Raw genomic sequence first — 14,140 nt, 5'->3', positions numbered from 1 at the left:
AAAGCTCTCGCATGATTCCCTGGGAAAAGATCGACACCGCCAAAATCCCCGGCTCCGATGAAGAGCTTCGCCTGATGCGGCGAGGCAAGGAGTTCTCCATCAAGCTCGGCACCAACGAGCTGATGAACAACCGCCTGTCGGGCTCGGAGGCCGCGCTCGCCACGCTCGCGGCGAAGCAGATCGAGACGGTCGCAAAACCTGTCGTCCTCATCGGGGGCCTGGGCATGGGTTTTACGCTGCGTGCGGCGCTGACCGTGCTCGGAAGCAAGGCGAAGATCGTTGTCTCCGAGCTCGTGCCGGCGGTGGTCGCCTGGGCGCGGGGTCCGATGGCGCAGGTGTTCGGCGACAGTCTCGATGACTCCAGGGTGAGCATCCGGGAAACCGACGTTGGCGAAATCATCCGGGCGCAGCGGTCGGCATTCGATGCCATCCTCCTCGACGTCGATAACGGGCCGGAAGGGCTGACCCGGAAGGGCAATGATGCGCTCTACAATGCGAGCGGGTTGAAGGCGGCGAAGACGGCGCTGCGGACGGGCGGCGTGCTCGCGGTCTGGTCCTCGGGGCCCAACCCGGCCTTCACCAAGCGGCTCGGGAGCGCCGGATTCGACGTCAACGAAGTCAATATCCGCGCCACCGGAAGAGGCGGTGGCGCACGTCACGTGATCTGGATGGCGAGGAAGAGCTAGGCCGCTTGCCCAGCAACCGGTTCGATCGTCAGAACATCGTGTTGTTGTTCGCCGGATTTTCCGGGATCGGTTGCACGACGTCCCAGTGTTCGACAACCTTGCCGTTCTCCAGCTTGAAGATGTCGACGATCGCATTGCCCCTGCTGCCGGGCTCGCGTACCGCGTGAACGTGCAGGATGACGTAGTCGCCATCCACGAAGCTGCGCTTGATCTCGCTGTGCGAGTTCGGGAATTTATCCCGGAGGAAGCCGATGAACTTTCGGAATCCGTCCGGACCATCGGCCGCGTTTGGATTGTGCTGGACGTAGCGGTCGCCGACATAGGCGAGGGCTGCATCGGCGTCCTTTTGGTTGAGCCCCTTCTCGTAGAACGCAAGGACAGTTTTGCGATTGGCTTCTTCTTGCGCGCCACCCGCCATCGCGGCGCCGCTGGCGAGGGACAGCGTGAGGACTGAAGCAGCGACGATTGCGGCCGACCGGACGATGAGATGCATGTGAACTCCGAGAGGCCGCGGCCTCTTTGTTGGCGATTGAGGTTCTCAGCGATTGAAGGAGGCCTGTATAGCTTTCGCACCGGCACGCGTTAAGAGAGTAACCGGCAGCTCACATGGTCACCGTGAGGAGACTGTCTGCGTCGGTCAATCTACGCCGCCTGCACCTCCGCGCCATGGGCGTGCTTGGCGATGGCGTCGATGATGTCCGGCCAGAACCGCATCGGCAGCGCGTGGCCCATGCCGTCGATCATCAGCAGCTTGGCCCCCGGAATTGACTCTGCCGTGTCCCTGCCGCCCTGGGGGCGGACCAGCGGATCGACGGTGCCGTGGATGACGAGTGTCGGCGTCTTGACGCCATGCAGCCGCTCCTTGCGGCTACCCGAGGCGAGCACCGCGCGGAGCTGCCGGCCGACACCGGCCGGATTGAGCCCGCGCGCGAACACGCGCTCGGCACGACCGGGATCGAGCGCCTCTTCCTCCGGGAAGGACCCGGCCCGCAACACGTTCCAGGTCTGGCCGTAGCGGACGATGAACTCCTCCTTGCTGCGCGGCGGCGGCGCCATCAGCATCGCGGCGGCCTCGCGTGTCGGGGGCGGCAGGCGCGGATTGCCGGTCGTCGACATGATCGAGGTGAGCGAGCGCACCCGCTCGGGAAACGACAACGTCACTTCCTGCGCAATCATGCCGCCCATGGACGCCCCGACCAGGTGCGCCGACTTGACGCCGAGCGCATCCATCAGCCCGACAGTGTCTTTTGCCATGTCGATCAGCTTGTAGGTTGCGGCCACGGGAATCCTGAGAAACCGGAGCTTCAACAGCTCGAGCGGCGTCAGACGCTTGCCGCCTGTGAGATGGCTCGACTTGCCGATGTCGCGATTGTCGAACCGGATGACGCGAAAGCCGTGCGCGGCGAGCTGCTCACAGAACGCATCGTCCCAGTGGATCATCTGGGCGCCTAACCCCATGATCAGAAGCAGCGGCTCGGCACTGTCGTTGCCGAAAGTCTCGTAACAGATGTCGATGCCGTTGGCGTGGACGGTTTGCGGCGGATGATAGGCGTTCACGGGTGCGTTCCCTCGGCTTTTGATTAATGCTGTATCGCACGGTTTCCCCTCGCAATGAAGCCGCGTCCGCGACACCGGACCCGCTGCTTGCTGGTTGACCGGCACCGCGCAACGGTGTGGTATGGCGAAAAAGGAAGGGCATCGAAGCTCTCGCTTTCAGGAGGACGCCGATGACCGACAAAAGCAACGACCCCATTGCCATGTGGCAGAAGATGGTTGGCGAGATGGAGAAGGGGTTCAACTCCTTCGCCAATCAGGCCATGTCGTCGCCCGAGTTTTCGCAAGCCGTGAACCGGGCCGGCGGCGTTGCTGCAGGTGCTCAGAAGCAGCTCGGCGACCTCATGGAGAAATATCTGGTCTCCATGAATCTGCCGAGCCGGGACCAGGTCACCGGCCTTGCGGAACGGCTACAGTCCATCGAAGGACAGATCGGTGAGATCAAGTCGATGCTGAGCCAGATGGCGGCAAGTTCCGGAATTTCTCAGGGCTCCGATACTGCATTGCGCCCGCCGCGCACCAAGCGCCCGCCGTCTGAAGGCGGAGAGAAGACATGAATGCACCCGCCGGATTAGACTTCGCAGGGATCCCGGAGCGCATCCAGTCCGAGGTGCAACGCGCCATCCAGAGAAGCATCAAGGGCGTCGAATATTTCTCGACGTCCGGCCCCACGCTCGGGTCGACGCCGAAGGACGTGCTGCATTCACGCGGCACGATGAGCCTCTACCACTATCGACCGATGTCCGACGAGATCTATCGAATTCCGATTTTGATCGTGATGGCGACCACCAATCGCGGTTACATTCTCGACCTCGTGCCCGGCCAGAGTTTCATCGAGTTCCTGTTGAAGCGCGGCTACGACGTCTACATGCTCGACTGGAGCGCGCCACGGCCGGAGGAGAAGAGCCTCCGCATGGAGGATTATGTCCTCGACTTCATCCCGGACTGCATCCGCCGCGTGCAGCAGGATTCCGGCGAACAGGACGTCTCCGTCATCGGCTATTGCTTCGGCGGCGTGCTGTCGCTGCTCTACGGCTCGATCCACAAGGATGGGCCGATGAAGAATTTGATCTGCTTCACCACGCCGATCGACTTTCGCGAGATGAAGCTGTTCTCGAACTTCTCCGACCGTCGCTATTTCGACGTCGATCGCCTCGTCGACAGCGTCGGCAACGTGCCGCCCGAGATGATCCTGTCGTCGTTCGAGATGCTGCGCCCGGCCTCCCGCACCGTCAGCCAGATCCAGCTCTGGGAAAACATCTGGAACGACGAGTTCGTCAAATCCTACCGGATGTTCGACCGCTGGGCGACCGACACGCTGCCGCTGGCCGGCGAATATTTCCGCACCATCACCAAGGACCTGATGTGGGACAACAAGCTGTTCAACGACACCATGTCGGTCGGCGGCCGTGCGGCGAAGCTCGAGGACATCAAGGTGCCGTTCCTGCATGCGGTCGCCGAGCATGACCACATCGTGCCGTATGAGGCGGCAAAGCACCTGATCGCCAAGATCGGATCGGAGGACAAGGAGGAGGTGATGCTGAAGGGCGGTCACGTCTCGCTGGTCGCCGGCGCCAATGCGGTGAAGCGGCTGTGGCCGAAACTGGATTCCTGGCTGGGGAAGAGATCGACATGAGTGAGCAGCGTTCCTATCCGCGCCATGTGAAGACGGACGCGGGCGATATCGAGATCCGCCTGATGTCCCCGGCGGACGAAGCCGCGGTGCTCGCCTTCGGCAAGGGCCTGCCGACCCACGACCTGTTGTTCCTGCCGCGCAACATCAGTGAGCCGAAGGTGCTCTCCGCCTGGGTCAAGGAGATCGCGCGCGGCGCGATCACGAGCCTGCTCGCGGTCAGGGACGGCACGGTCGTCGGCTGCGGCACGCTGGTGCGCGATCCGCACTCCTGGTCGCCTCATGTCGGCGAGATCCGGATGGTGGTTTCGCTCGACGTGCGCGGGAAGGGGGTGGGAAGGACGCTGTCGCAGGAGACCTTCGCCCTCGCGCTCGGGGCCGGCCTCGAGAAGCTCTCGGTCCAAATGACGGTCGATCAGCAGGCGGCGATCACCCTGTTCGAGAGCCTTGGCTTCAAGGCCGAGGCACTGCTGCGCGACCATGTTCGCGACGTCGACGGCAAGACCCACGATATCGTCGTGCTCGGGCACAACATCGCGCAGGTCCAGGCCCAGATGGAGGCCTATGGGCTGCTTGGCGCCGTCCAGCATTGAGAACCGCTGGACGGTGTTCGGGAACCCGGATGGTCAGGGAGGCGCCAGATGCCTCTCAACATGGCTATTCACGGTTTCGTGATATCGCACTGCAATATGGATATTGCGTCGCACAATTAACTATGGCATATAAGCCGTGCCCCGGGCCAAAACCGGACGGGGTGAGCCCATAGCTCAACCAATGAGGATGGAGAGACCCCCAATGACCACCGAAACCAACACCGTTTTCGAAGGCTTCAAGGACGCGTTCAAGAACATCCAGAACCTGGAAGTTCCCGAGGCCGCCCGCGAGTTCGTCAAGAAGTCCGCCAACACTGCCAAGGATCGTGCTGCCGAGGTGTTCGCTGGCTCCGAGCGCGTGACCGCCGCCGTCGAAAACGCGGTGACCGAGACCGTCACCGAAGCCGGCAAGATCAGCCGCAACATCCAGCAGGCGATCTACGAGGACGCCGAGGCATTCTTCGCGGGCATCGACAAGCTCGCGTCCGCCAAGTCGTTCAGCGAAGCTGTCGAGATCCAGTCCGGCCTGCTCCGCGCCCGCGGCGAAGCGTTCGTCTCGCGCGCCAAGGCGACCACCGACTATTTCGGCAAGCTCGCCGCTAACGGTGCGAAGTCCGCTCAGGACAATTTTGCCAAGGTCTACAACAAGACCGCCTGATACGGCCCCCTGAGTAAAAACTGAATTTGAGGCCCGCTTCGGCGGGCCTTTTGTTATTCCGCCGTAGCTGTCATTGCGAGCGAAGCGAAGCAATCCAGTCTGCCTCCTTGGAAAGACTCTGGATTGCTTCGCTTCGTTCGCAATGACGGATAGGGTGATGCTGTGATGACTCCATCAGGCGCCTTCTCTTTCGACACTCCCGGCGATGCCGAACGCGCAGCCGAATTGCGCCGCGTGAAAGCGCTGGCGACGCTGGTGCTGGGCTCGACGCTTGTCCTGTTCGTCGTTGCGAAATGGCTGCTGCCCGTACATCCCGTGTTCGGATTCATCGCGGCCTTCGCCGAAGCCGCGACCATCGGCGGGCTCGCCGACTGGTATGCGGTGGTCGCGCTGTTCAAGCGTCCACTCGGCCTGCCGATCCCACACACCGCGATCATCCAGAGCAACCAGGCCCGTATCGCCGACAAGCTCGGCGAGTTCATCCAGGTGCATTTCCTCGAGGCCGCTCCCGTCGAGGCCAAGCTGAAGGAGATCGATTTCGGCTCCTTCGTCGCCGACTGGCTGCGCGATCGCAAGCGCAGCGATGACCTCGCGCGCTTTGCGCTGCGCCTGCTGCCGGAGGCTGTCTCCGCGACCGAGAGCTCCGGTCTGATGACCTTCATCATCCGCCGCATGTCCTCGCAGCTCCAGGCCGTCGATCTGGCGCCGCTCGCGGCCGGCACGTTGCGCGGCTTCGTCGCGGAAGGGCGGCACCAGATCCTGTTCGACGATCTTCTGCGCGTGATGCACGAGACGCTGAACCAGACCGAGACGATGGCGATCATCCGCGAGAAGGTGCGCGCGGAATTGCCGACCTTGCTCAGGCTCTATCGCGCCGACAAGTTTCTGGTGAACAAGATCGTGGCCTCCGCCACCGCGTTCTTCAATGAAGTGCGCAGCGATCCCAAACATCCTTTTCGCGGCGAGTTCGATCGCATGGTGCTGAGCTTCGTCGACCGGCTCGGCACCGACCAGGCCTATATCGACCGCATCGACGGCTTGAAGCGCGATCTGCTCGCGCGTCCCGAGCTTGCCGATCTCGCCCGCACCGTCTGGGCCAATACGCGGTCCTTCATCGAACGTAGTGCAAGCGGCGAGACGCAGGTGCTGCAGCATCATCTCGCGGGCATGTGTGTCGCGGCGGGCGAAGCGCTTGCGGGCGATGCCGAGCTGCGCGGCGAGATCAACAAGGGGCTGGTCGCGGTGCTGCGCAGTTTCGTCGCGGACCAGAAGAGCGGCGTCTCGACCTTCATCTCCGACCAGGTCAAATCGTGGGATATGGCGCAGCTGATTTCGCTGATCGAAATCAACATTGGCCGCGACCTGCAATACATCCGCTTCAACGGCTCGCTGATCGGCGGGCTGGCGGGTCTTGCGCTTTACTCCGTAGAATTCCTGCTTCGATTGTTGTGACTTTTGCGTCACGGACGTCAGCATTAACGCGCGGGCCTATTGTGGCCCGGAGTGTCTCCCGCTTGAATGTCGGGAACCCGCTGCCTAGCTGATTCATGTTGCGTTGCGGAACGATCAAGAAGCCGGCGTGTTGGAATCCCATACCCATTTGCCGGCAAACAACCGGTGGCCTTTTCAGCAATTTTCCCAAGGGGACCATTGATGACCGCTACTGCCCAGACGCTGAGCCCGCCGTCTCGCACCCTGATGTTCCTGGAAGGGCGAGCGATCCACGAGTTCGGCGCCTTCCTCGGCGCGCTGCCGCTGCTCAGCCTCGCGCCGCGCGGCGATGGGCATCCGGTGCTGGTTCTGCCGGGCCTCGTGGCCTCCGACGGGTCCACGCGTGCACTGCGCACCTTTCTGTCCGGCAAGGGCTATGCGGTGAGCGGCTGGCGCCAAGGCCGCAACTATGGCCTGCGCGAGGGCGTGCAGCACGCGATGGTGGATCTGGTTCAGGAGCTCAGCGACAGGCACGGCCGCAAGATCAGCCTGGTCGGCTGGAGCCTCGGCGGTCTCTATGCGCGCCAGCTCGCCAAGATGATGCCCGACCGCGTACGCCAGGTGATCACGCTCGGCAGCCCCTTTGCCGGCGATCCGCATTCGACCAATGCCTGGCGAGTCTATGAATGGGCGAGCGGCCGGAAGTCCAACGAGGTCGACCCGCAGTTCGGCGGCGATCTCGCCGTTCCGCCGCCGGTGCCGACCACGGCGATCTTCAGCCGCACCGACGGCGTCTGCGCCTGGCAGGGCTGCATGGAGAAGACGGGCGCGCAGACCGAGAGCATCGAGATCGAGAGCAGCCATTGCGGCATGGGCCATCATCCCGCCGCTGTCTTCGCGGTGGCTGATCGCCTTGCGCAGAAGGAAGGCAGCTGGCGGCCCTTCGACCGCAGCGGCTGGCGCAGCGTGGTCTATCCCGATCCGCATCGGTAATTCTTTGCCTCTCTCCGTAAGAACGGGGCAAGGGAGAAGAGCGTCGCACCCGTCCATTGTCGTGCCCGCACCAAACGCGCTATGCCTCGCGCATGGCGCATCCGTTGTCCCGCATCATCGATCAGCTCAAGCGCGAGCCGTCGCGCACCGGCTCTATCGTCATCACGGTATTCGGTGATGCCATCGTGCCGCGTGGCGGTTCGGTATGGCTCGGCACGCTGCTGGAATTCTTCGAGACCCTGGACATCGACAGCGGCGTGGTGCGTACCGCGATGTCGCGGCTTGCTGCCGATGGCTGGCTGACGCGCGAAAAGGTCGGCCGCAATAGTTTTTACCGCTTGGCCGACAAGGGCCGCCAGATCTTCGAGGCCGCGACACGCCATATCTACGATCCGCCGCCATCCGACTGGACCGGGCGCTTCGAGCTGCTTCTGATCGGCAATGGCGAGGATCGCGATGCCTCGCGCGAGGCGCTCCGCAATGCCGGCTTCGGCAGCCCGCTGCCGGGCGTGTGGGTCGCCCCGTCAGGCGTGCCAGTGCCCGGCGAGGCCGCGGGCGCCATCCGTCTGGAGGTCTCGGCCGAGGATGACAGTGGTCGCCGGCTGCTCAGTGCGAGCTGGCCACTGGATCGCACCGCGGACGCCTATCTCAAGTTCATGAAGACGTTCGAGCCGCTGCGCGCCGCGATCGCGCGCGGCAGCGACTTGTCCGAGGCCGACGCCTTCACGGCGCGCATCCTCCTGATCCACCATTATCGCCGAGTCGTGCTGCGCGATCCGCTGCTGCCCGAAAGCCTGCTTCCGGCGAACTGGCCAGGCAAGGCCGCCCGTGCGTTGTGCGGCGACATCTATCGCGCGCTGCTTGTCCCATCGGAACAATGGCTTGATGGTCGTGGGACCAATGAAAAGGGGCCATTGCCGCTGGCGCGGAAACTCCTGGAGAGGAGATTCGAGACTTGATTGTTATGTTACAGAAATATCTTGCGTGATCTGATTCTTGTTATATATTGCTCAATAAAATGGGAGGATGCGCATGTATACCCAGGCGCTGAACACGGCCGAGACCGATGATCGCGGCCTCGAGGATGCGGCCAAGGCTGCGCAGTTCCAGACGCGCATCGATGCCGAGGAGCGCATCGAGCCGAACGACTGGATGCCGGCGGCTTATCGCAAGACGCTGACCCGCCAGATCTCCCAGCACGCTCATTCCGAAATCGTCGGCATGCTGCCCGAAGGCAACTGGATCACCCGCGCGCCGTCCTTGCGCCGCAAGGCCGCGCTGCTCGCCAAGGTGCAGGACGAGTGCGGCCACGGGCTCTATCTCTATGCCGCGGCCGAGACGCTCGGCACTTCGCGCGAAGAGCTGGTCGACGCCATGCTCGCGGGCAAGGCCAAATATTCCTCGATCTTCAACTACCCGACCCTCACCTGGGCCGACATCGGCACCATCGGCTGGCTGGTCGACGGCGCCGCGATCATGAACCAGATTCCGCTGTGTCGCTGCTCCTATGGTCCTTACGCGCGCGCGATGATCCGCGTCTGCAAGGAGGAGTCGTTCCATCAGCGCCAGGGCTATGAGATCATGCTGACGCTGTGCCGTGGCTCGGACGAGCAGAAGGCGATGGCGCAGGATGCCTTGAATAGGTGGTGGTGGCCGGTGCTGATGATGTTTGGCCCGCCCGATGCCACCAGCCAGCACAGCGACACCTCGACGAAGTGGAAGATCAAGCGCTTCTCCAATGACGAGCTGCGGCAGAAGTTCGTCGACGCCACCGTGCCGCAGGCGCAATATCTCGGCCTGACCATTCCCGATCCCGACATGATTCAGGACGCCGATGGGCACTGGCGCTACAGCGAGATCGACTGGACCGAGTTCAAGCAGGTGCTCGCCGGCAACGGCCCATGCAACCGGGATCGCATCGCGGCACGCCGCAAGGCGCACGATGAGGGCGCCTGGGTGCGCGAGGCGGCAGCTAGCTATGCCGCAAAGCGCACGCAGCGTCGAACTGCACAAGCGGCAGAGTAGGGAGATTGCGATGGCCACGCCGAACACGCCGCTGTGGGAAGTCTTCATTCGCAGCCGCAACGGGCTCGCGCACAAGCATGTCGGCTCGCTGCATGCGAGCGACGCCACGATGGCCTTGCAAGCCGCCCGCGATATCTACACGCGTCGCGGTGAGGGCCTTTCGATCTGGGTGGTGCCGTCGACGGCGATCACCGCAAGCGATCCCGCCGAGAAGGGCATGATGTTCGAGCCGGCGGAATCAAAGATCTACCGCCACCCGACGTTTTACGAGGTGCCTGAGGAAGTAGGACACATGTGATGGCGAACATCGAGGTCTCCGAAACACCGCTGGTGCTCTACGCATTACGCCGCGCCGACGACGCGCTGATCCTCGGCCACCGCCTGTCGGAATGGTGCGGGCATGCGCCGATGATGGAAGAGGACATGGCGCTCTCCAACATCGCGCTCGACCTCATCGGCCAGGCCCGCGAGCTCTACACCTACGCAGCCAAAGCCGAAGGCAAGGACAACGACGAAGACAAGCTCGCCTACCTTCGCGATGTCAGGCAGTATCGCAATCTGCTGCTCCTCGAGCAGCCGAACGGCGACTTTGCCCAGACGATGGTGCGGCAGTTCTTCTATTCCGCCTTCGCCGATCTCTACTGGCGCGCCATGATGACCTCGCGCGATACGACGCTCGCTGCGATTGCCGCGAAGTCGGAGAAGGAGAGTGCCTATCATTTGCGGCATTCCTCGGAGTGGATGATCCGGCTCGGCGACGGCACCGACGAGAGCCATGCCCGCGCGCAAGCTGCGATCGATCATCTCTGGGCGTTCACCGGCGAGATGTTTGCCGTCGACGACGGCGAGCGCGCCTTGATCCATGCCGGTATCGCCGTAGACCCAGGGACCTTGCGGGGTCGCTGGCTGACGACACTTTCGGATGTGATCGGCGAAGCAACGCTCAAGCTGCCGCAGAACGACTGGATGCAGCAGGGCGGTCGCGTGGGCCGGCACAGCGAGCATCTCGGCCATCTCCTCTCAGAGCTGCAATCGATACAGCGTACCTTCCCGGGGCAGACATGGTGACGGTGCTGGAGCCCCATAGCGACCTGCGCCGACGGGCCTGGGATGCCGCGGCGAGCGTGGTCGATCCCGAAATCCCGGTTTTGACCATCGCCGATCTCGGGGTGCTGCGTGATGTCGTCCTCGACGGCGATCAGGTCGAGGTCGCGATCACCCCGACCTATTCGGGCTGTCCGGCCATGAACATGATCGCGCTGGAAATCGAGGTCGCGCTGGAGCGCGCCGGTTTCCGCAGTCCAAAGGTCCGCACCGTGCTGTCGCCGGCCTGGACCACCGACTGGATGAGCGAAGAGGGCCGCCGGAAGCTTCATGCCTACGGCATCGCACCGCCGCAGGCCTCGAATTCACGCCGCGCGCTGTTCGGCGAGCAAGCCGTTGTGTGCCCGCAATGCGGCTCGGCGAATACCGAGCTGCTGTCCGAATTCGGCTCCACCTCCTGCAAGGCACTCTGGCGCTGCAGGGCGTGCCGCGAACCCTTCGACTACTTCAAGTGTCATTGACCATGTCAGCAGTCGCACCACGCTTTCATCGCCTGGCCGTCAACGACCTCCGCCGCGAGGCGTCGGACGCCATATCGCTGACATTCGCCATCCCGACGGAGCTTGCGACCGACTACGCTTTCATGCCCGGCCAATACCTCACACTCCGCACCATGCTGGATGGCGAGGAAGTGCGCCGCTCCTATTCGATCTGCTCCGGCCCCGACGACGGCGAGATACGGATCGCCGTCAAGAAGGTTGATGGAGGCGCGTTTTCGAGCTGGGCAGCGGACGATTTGAAGTGTGGCGACGCGCTGGACGTGATGACGCCCACGGGACGCTTCGGCGTGATCCCGCCGGCCGGCGGCGGCCGCATCCATGTCGGCTTTGCCGCTGGGTCCGGCATCACGCCGATCCTGTCGATCGTCAAGGGCGTCCTCGCGCGCGAAGCCGACAGCCGCTTCTTCCTGTTCTACGGCAATCGCACGACCGACAACATCATGTTCCTCGAGGCGCTCGAAGAGCTCAAGGATCGCTTCATCGACCGCCTCTCGATCTTCCACGTCATCTCGGGCGAGGAACAGGACATTCCGATCCTGCACGGCCGGCTCGACGGCGACAAGGTGAGGGTGCTGCTGCGCTCGCTGGTACCGGCGGAAAGCGTCGATCACGTCTTCATCTGCGGTCCGTCCGGCATGAGCGAGGACATCGAGGCGACCTGTCGCGATCTCGGCATCGCGGAGGAGCGTATCCATGTCGAGCGGTTTGTCTCGGAGTTCGGTGGCAAGCCGCGGCCGAAGAAGATCGTTGCGCCGGACGCGCCGCCGAAAGCGATCGCGTCGCTGATCATCGACGGCAAGCGCCGCGACGTGCCGGTGGCAGAGGACGAGGCGATCCTCGATGCCGCGCTACGCGCCGGTGTCGATCTGCCCTTCGCCTGTAAGGGCGGCATGTGCTCGACCTGCCGTGCCAAACTGGTGGAGGGCGAGGCGCCGATGGACATCAACTACTCGCTGGAACCCTGGGAGCTGAAGGCCGGCTTTGTCCTGACCTGTCAGGCCAAGCCATCGTCGGAGCGGGTCGTGGTCGACTACGACCACGTTTGACAGTTTTAGCCAGGCAGCAGAACATCGTGTCCAAACAATCGGACGGGAGAAGCGCGTGAACGTCAAAGCCGCCTTGTCGCCCGAGGATATTGCCCGCGCCTGCGCCGATGCGATGTGGGCGGAGGACGATGCCTCCAAAGGACTCGGCATGGAGATCGTCGAGATCGGCCCGGGGTTCGCGACGCTGGCGATGAATGTGCGGCCGGATATGGTCAACGGTCAGCGCATCGTCCATGGCGGCTTCATCTTCACGCTGGCCGATTCCGCCTTCGCTTTCGCGTGCAACTCGCACAACGACCGCGTCGTGGCGGCGCAGGGACACATCACCTTCATCAAGCCGGGCAAGCTCGGCGATCGCCTCGTCGCAAAGGCCCGCGAGGTCACGCGTGGCGGCCGCTCCGGCATCTATGACGTGCGCGTCACCGCCGGCGATACAGTCATCGCCGAATTCCGCGGGCATTCGCGGGTCATTCCCGGAAACTGGCTGCCGGCGCAGGATCAATAAAGGAAAGCAATGATACGGGGAAACGAGGATGGCTCTGACGAGGCTCAAGGAAGGTGGCAACACCTATAAGGCCGAGCTGGATGCGCACGAGCGTGCATCGCGCGACGAGATCATGGCACTCCAGGTGCAGCGGCTGGCCTGGTCGCTGAAGCACGCTTACCACAACGTCGCGCACTATCGCAAGGCCTTCGACGCGGCCGGCGTGCACCCGTCCGACTTTCGCGAGCTCTCGGATCTTGCGAAATTTCCGTTCACCGTAAAAACGGACCTGCGCGACAATTATCCCTTCAACATGTTTGCCGTGCCCCGTGAGAAACTGGTGCGCGTGCATGCGTCCTCCGGCACGACGGGCAAGCCGATCGTGGTGGGCTATACGCAACGCGACATCGACACCTGGTCGGACGTGATGGCACGCTCGATCCGCGCCGCGGGCGGCCGCACCGGCATGATCATCCACAATGCTTATGGCTACGGTCTTTTCACAGGCGGGCTTGGCGTGCACTACGGCGCCGAAAAACTCGGCTGCACTGTGGTGCCGATCTCCGGGGGCATGACCGAGCGGCAGGTGCAGCTCATCAACGATTTTCGGCCCGACATCATTACGGTGACGCCGAGCTATATGCTGGCGATCCTCGACGAGTTCAAGCGTCAGAAGCTCGATCCGCGCCAATGCTCGCTCAAGGTCGGCATCTTCGGCGCGGAGCCGTGGACCAATGCGATGCGCGGCGAGATCGAAGATGCCTTCGACATGGATGCGACCGACATCTACGGTCTCTCCGAGGTGATCGGCCCCGGCGTCGCGCAGGAATGCATCGAGACCAAGGACGGCCTGCATATCTGGGAGGATCATTTCTATCCCGAAGTGATCGATCCCGACACCGGTGCGGTGCTGCCCGACGGGGAGAAGGGCGAACTGGTGTTTACATCGCTCACCAAGGAAGCCTTTCCGGTGATCCGCTATCGCACCCGCGACCTGACGCGGCTTCTGCCGGGCACGGCGCGGCCCGGCATGCGGCGGATGGAGAAGGTCACGGGGCGCTCGGACGACATGATCATCCTGCGCGGCGTCAACCTGTTCCCGACCCAGATCGAGGAGGTTCTGCTCGCCACCGACTGGTGCGGCGGGCATTTCATTCTGGAATTGACTCGGGAAGGACGCATGGACGAGTTGACCATCATCGCCGAGGCGCGGCCGGAGAGTTGGGATGGCCGGGGTCTCCTCGACCATGCCGATCGGATCTCAACCCATATCAAGAACACGATCGGGATCAGCTCCAACGTGCGGGTGGTTGCGCCTGCGACGCTGGAACGCTCGCTCGGCAAGGCGAAGCGGCTCTACGACAAGCGGCCGAAGGATTAAGTTGACGGGATTGACTTGACGGATTGACTTGACTGCCCTCAGAGGCGACAAG

The 14,140-nt window shown here is 63.3% G+C and carries 17 protein-coding genes; 15 read left to right on the top strand and 2 right to left on the bottom strand.

The features are described from left to right. Positions 1 to 11: 11 nt before the first annotated feature. Positions 12 to 686 (top strand): spermidine synthase, encoded by a 675-nt coding sequence (locus RX329_RS30725; protein WP_247488743.1) that lies wholly within the window; start codon positions 12 to 14, stop codon positions 684 to 686. Between the two features lie 28 nt (positions 687 to 714). Here the strand turns inward: RX329_RS30725 and RX329_RS30720 are convergent, their stop codons facing one another. Beyond that, a complete protein-coding gene (locus RX329_RS30720) occupies positions 715 to 1,179 on the bottom strand; it encodes a nuclear transport factor 2 family protein (RefSeq protein WP_018457029.1) in 465 nt (154 codons plus the stop codon). A gap of 149 nt (positions 1,180 to 1,328) precedes the next feature. Continuing rightward, positions 1,329 to 2,243, bottom strand: a complete 915-nt coding sequence (locus RX329_RS30715) for an alpha/beta fold hydrolase (RefSeq protein WP_018457028.1) — start codon at positions 2,241 to 2,243, stop codon at positions 1,329 to 1,331. A 170-nt stretch (positions 2,244 to 2,413) separates the two neighbouring features. On the opposite strand from RX329_RS30715, the gene RX329_RS30710 reads away from it, so the two are divergent. The 14 genes from RX329_RS30710 to paaK all read left to right on the top strand — a co-directional run bounded on the left by RX329_RS30710 (position 2,414) and on the right by paaK (position 14,088). After that, positions 2,414 to 2,797, top strand: coding sequence for a hypothetical protein (locus RX329_RS30710; protein WP_018457027.1), 384 nt, complete (start codon positions 2,414 to 2,416; stop codon positions 2,795 to 2,797). Then, positions 2,794 to 3,876: a PHA/PHB synthase family protein gene (locus tag RX329_RS30705; RefSeq protein WP_026233284.1), complete on the top strand. Its 1,083-nt coding sequence runs from the start codon at positions 2,794 to 2,796 to the stop codon at positions 3,874 to 3,876. Before RX329_RS30710 ends, RX329_RS30705 begins: the two co-directional genes overlap by 4 nt. Then, complete coding sequence (locus tag RX329_RS30700) at positions 3,873 to 4,466, top strand: GNAT family N-acetyltransferase (RefSeq protein ID WP_166517674.1); 594 nt, start codon at positions 3,873 to 3,875, stop codon at positions 4,464 to 4,466. Before RX329_RS30705 ends, RX329_RS30700 begins: the two co-directional genes overlap by 4 nt. Before the next feature lie 202 nt (positions 4,467 to 4,668). After that, positions 4,669 to 5,124 (top strand): phasin, encoded by a 456-nt coding sequence (locus tag RX329_RS30695; protein ID WP_018457024.1) that lies wholly within the window; start codon positions 4,669 to 4,671, stop codon positions 5,122 to 5,124. 165 nt (positions 5,125 to 5,289) lie between these two features. Next, the gene (locus RX329_RS30690) at positions 5,290 to 6,576 is read left to right on the top strand and encodes a DUF445 domain-containing protein (RefSeq protein WP_018457023.1); all 1,287 of its coding nucleotides are present in this window, start codon (positions 5,290 to 5,292) and stop codon (positions 6,574 to 6,576) included. A gap of 201 nt (positions 6,577 to 6,777) precedes the next feature. Next, a complete protein-coding gene (locus tag RX329_RS30685) occupies positions 6,778 to 7,548 on the top strand; it encodes an esterase/lipase family protein (protein ID WP_018457022.1) in 771 nt (256 codons plus the stop codon). A 92-nt stretch (positions 7,549 to 7,640) separates the two neighbouring features. Then, the gene (paaX, locus tag RX329_RS30680) at positions 7,641 to 8,507 is read left to right on the top strand and encodes a phenylacetic acid degradation operon negative regulatory protein PaaX (protein ID WP_018457021.1); all 867 of its coding nucleotides are present in this window, start codon (positions 7,641 to 7,643) and stop codon (positions 8,505 to 8,507) included. A gap of 73 nt (positions 8,508 to 8,580) precedes the next feature. Next, positions 8,581 to 9,573, top strand: a complete 993-nt coding sequence (gene paaA, locus RX329_RS30675) for a 1,2-phenylacetyl-CoA epoxidase subunit PaaA (protein WP_317244758.1) — start codon at positions 8,581 to 8,583, stop codon at positions 9,571 to 9,573. A 10-nt stretch (positions 9,574 to 9,583) separates the two neighbouring features. Continuing rightward, positions 9,584 to 9,871 carry a 1,2-phenylacetyl-CoA epoxidase subunit PaaB gene (gene paaB, locus RX329_RS30670; RefSeq protein WP_008136594.1) on the top strand — a complete coding sequence of 96 codons (288 nt, stop codon included), beginning with the start codon at positions 9,584 to 9,586 and terminating at the stop codon, positions 9,869 to 9,871. After that, complete coding sequence (paaC, locus tag RX329_RS30665) at positions 9,871 to 10,641, top strand: 1,2-phenylacetyl-CoA epoxidase subunit PaaC (protein WP_018457019.1); 771 nt, start codon at positions 9,871 to 9,873, stop codon at positions 10,639 to 10,641. The genes paaB and paaC overlap by 1 nt, the downstream gene beginning before the upstream one ends. Beyond that, positions 10,635 to 11,138 carry a 1,2-phenylacetyl-CoA epoxidase subunit PaaD gene (gene paaD / locus RX329_RS30660; protein WP_018457018.1) on the top strand — a complete coding sequence of 168 codons (504 nt, stop codon included), beginning with the start codon at positions 10,635 to 10,637 and terminating at the stop codon, positions 11,136 to 11,138. Before paaC ends, paaD begins: the two co-directional genes overlap by 7 nt. A gap of 2 nt (positions 11,139 to 11,140) precedes the next feature. Then, positions 11,141 to 12,223 (top strand): 1,2-phenylacetyl-CoA epoxidase subunit PaaE, encoded by a 1,083-nt coding sequence (gene paaE, locus RX329_RS30655; RefSeq protein WP_018457017.1) that lies wholly within the window; start codon positions 11,141 to 11,143, stop codon positions 12,221 to 12,223. A 55-nt stretch (positions 12,224 to 12,278) separates the two neighbouring features. After that, positions 12,279 to 12,728, top strand: coding sequence for a hydroxyphenylacetyl-CoA thioesterase PaaI (gene paaI / locus RX329_RS30650; protein ID WP_317244757.1), 450 nt, complete (start codon positions 12,279 to 12,281; stop codon positions 12,726 to 12,728). A 28-nt stretch (positions 12,729 to 12,756) separates the two neighbouring features. After that, positions 12,757 to 14,088 carry a phenylacetate--CoA ligase PaaK gene (paaK, locus tag RX329_RS30645; RefSeq protein WP_018457015.1) on the top strand — a complete coding sequence of 444 codons (1,332 nt, stop codon included), beginning with the start codon at positions 12,757 to 12,759 and terminating at the stop codon, positions 14,086 to 14,088. The last annotated feature ends 52 nt before the right edge of the window (positions 14,089 to 14,140 follow it).

Origin of the sequence: Bradyrhizobium sp. BWC-3-1 (genome assembly GCF_032917965.1) — a bacterium.
Taxonomy (GTDB): Bacteria; Pseudomonadota; Alphaproteobacteria; order Rhizobiales; family Xanthobacteraceae; genus Bradyrhizobium; species Bradyrhizobium canariense_D.
Note: the sequence above shows the minus strand (reverse complement) of the source record. Positions and strands in the feature narration are given on the sequence as shown.

Bases quoted from the DNA above. Each gene is read 5' to 3' on its own strand.
- RX329_RS30725 (WP_247488743.1), top strand. From the start codon at position 12: ATGATTCCCTGGGAAAAGATCGACACCGCCAAAATCCCCGGCTCCGAT.
- RX329_RS30720 (WP_018457029.1), bottom strand. From the start codon at position 1,179: ATGCATCTCATCGTCCGGTCGGCCGCAATCGTCGCTGCTTCAGTCCTC.
- RX329_RS30710 (WP_018457027.1), top strand. From the start codon at position 2,414: ATGACCGACAAAAGCAACGACCCCATTGCCATGTGGCAGAAGATGGTT.
- RX329_RS30705 (WP_026233284.1), top strand. From the start codon at position 2,794: ATGAATGCACCCGCCGGATTAGACTTCGCAGGGATCCCGGAGCGCATC.
- RX329_RS30700 (WP_166517674.1), top strand. From the start codon at position 3,873: ATGAGTGAGCAGCGTTCCTATCCGCGCCATGTGAAGACGGACGCGGGC.
- RX329_RS30695 (WP_018457024.1), top strand. From the start codon at position 4,669: ATGACCACCGAAACCAACACCGTTTTCGAAGGCTTCAAGGACGCGTTC.
- RX329_RS30690 (WP_018457023.1), top strand. From the start codon at position 5,290: ATGACTCCATCAGGCGCCTTCTCTTTCGACACTCCCGGCGATGCCGAA.
- RX329_RS30685 (WP_018457022.1), top strand. From the start codon at position 6,778: ATGACCGCTACTGCCCAGACGCTGAGCCCGCCGTCTCGCACCCTGATG.
- paaX (WP_018457021.1), top strand. From the start codon at position 7,641: ATGGCGCATCCGTTGTCCCGCATCATCGATCAGCTCAAGCGCGAGCCG.
- paaA (WP_317244758.1), top strand. From the start codon at position 8,581: ATGTATACCCAGGCGCTGAACACGGCCGAGACCGATGATCGCGGCCTC.
- paaB (WP_008136594.1), top strand. From the start codon at position 9,584: ATGGCCACGCCGAACACGCCGCTGTGGGAAGTCTTCATTCGCAGCCGC.
- paaC (WP_018457019.1), top strand. From the start codon at position 9,871: ATGGCGAACATCGAGGTCTCCGAAACACCGCTGGTGCTCTACGCATTA.
- paaD (WP_018457018.1), top strand. From the start codon at position 10,635: ATGGTGACGGTGCTGGAGCCCCATAGCGACCTGCGCCGACGGGCCTGG.
- paaE (WP_018457017.1), top strand. From the start codon at position 11,141: ATGTCAGCAGTCGCACCACGCTTTCATCGCCTGGCCGTCAACGACCTC.
- paaK (WP_018457015.1), top strand. From the start codon at position 12,757: ATGGCTCTGACGAGGCTCAAGGAAGGTGGCAACACCTATAAGGCCGAG.